Genomic DNA, 1,575 nt, shown 5'->3' with positions numbered 1-1,575 from the left:
CACCAGACGCGTAAATTTTCTTGCGGTTAGTACGATGGCTCGTTTGTGTTTATGCTTGGGTGTTTCAGCGTATTTTTTCTTATAATACGCATGGTACTCAGGCTCGTATCTCCTTACGGAGTTGGTGGCTTCAACTAGATAATAACGGAGATAACGATTGCCTCGTTTGGCCATAGGAGTATTTTCATACTCAGAGTTACCTGATTGGTTCTGTCGCCAATATAAACCGGCATATTTAGCCAATTTGCTTTCATCTGAAAAGCGATTGATAGGGCCAATTTCAGCGAGTATACCCGCAGCATAAACAGGACCGATTCCTGGAATACTGGTTAAACATTGATATTCAGGTAGCACAACGACTAAATCGTCAATGGCTTTGTCTAAGTCTTTAATTAACTTTTCAAGACTACGAATTTCTTTGGCTAGAACACCTAAAACAATATCTACAGAGTCCTGATGGACTTTTCCTAACCGGTAGGAACTACGTATGGCTTTAGAAATTGCCTTTGCAATTCCTTCGGGATTTTTAAAACGATACTTCCCTAGTTTTTGAATTAGGTTCGCAAACTCTTCTAATGACAGTTCGGCAAGTTGGTCCATTGTGTAATCTTCCGTCATTAGAGTTACTAATGTGGCACTTAAAACGGATCCACCTTCTGCTTTTAGTTCTTTAGAAAGCGTGTTGCATTTATAATAAATGTTTTCGATAAAGTGTTGCTTTGTACGAACCAGCTGTTTAATTAGCTGATAACGCGTTCTAGTTAAGTGTTGGAGGGCAAGGTATTCTTCCTCTTTAATGATGGAGTTGACTTGCCTTTGGATGCGAAAATAGTCAGCGATATAAAAAGCATCAATTTGATCGTTTTTGTTTTCTTCAAAAATATCACGATACTTTTTAATTTTATTTGGTTGTTCAACTGAAACCATAAGGTTCAATTGATTTAACTCAAGATCTTCTTTAAAAAACATAGCTGGATGAAAGCTATATAAAGATGTGGCCTCCATTCCAATCACTAAGCTCTCTATCTCAAATTTTTGAGAAAATTCGAGAATGTATTCTTTGATCTGGCTTGCGCCAAGTTGACTATTTCCATAAGATGCTTCTTTTAAAACAGAGCAAGTTGAATCGTCTGTCATAAAGCAAGCATCTAATTTTTCAGAACTAACGTCTAAACCGACAAATAGTTTCATGTGGAAGGACCTCCTTTCATTGATTATTCGGAAATTGCTTGGGTACTGTGGGATATCCCAGAATCACGTTGTCTAACGACAGCCTCGCATAATAGAGTTTCATTCATTAAACCTCTAAGCCACCCAATCTCTACTAGGATTGGTAGAGGTCAATGGACTCAGCTAGTGTGTTGGAGGTTATACCAACGGTTCGGGTCACAGACTTTCTGTCGCAGTAAAACTGCAGAAGGTGATAGCGTCTTCCCGTAAGTCCTTTCCAAGACTTATTATTCAGGAATATCCTACAGTATCCAAGTAGTAATCGTTATTTTATTTAAACATATTAGGAATAGCCCCTAAGGGCGATTGAAGGAATGAAAGTTTCTTCAAAATATATATTACGAG

At 38.0% G+C, this 1,575-nt stretch carries 1 protein-coding gene; it reads right to left on the bottom strand.

Annotated features, from left to right (window positions below):
• A partial coding sequence (locus RV13_RS20330; protein ID WP_071876008.1) for an IS110 family RNA-guided transposase occupies positions 1–1,191 on the bottom strand: 1,191 nt, incomplete at its 3' end.
• Between the last annotated feature and the right edge of the window lie 384 nt (positions 1,192–1,575).

Origin of the sequence: Enterococcus raffinosus (genome assembly GCF_001886185.1) — a bacterium.
GTDB lineage: Bacteria > Bacillota > Bacilli > Lactobacillales > Enterococcaceae > Enterococcus_A > Enterococcus_A raffinosus.
Note: the sequence above shows the minus strand (reverse complement) of the source record. Positions and strands in the feature narration are given on the sequence as shown.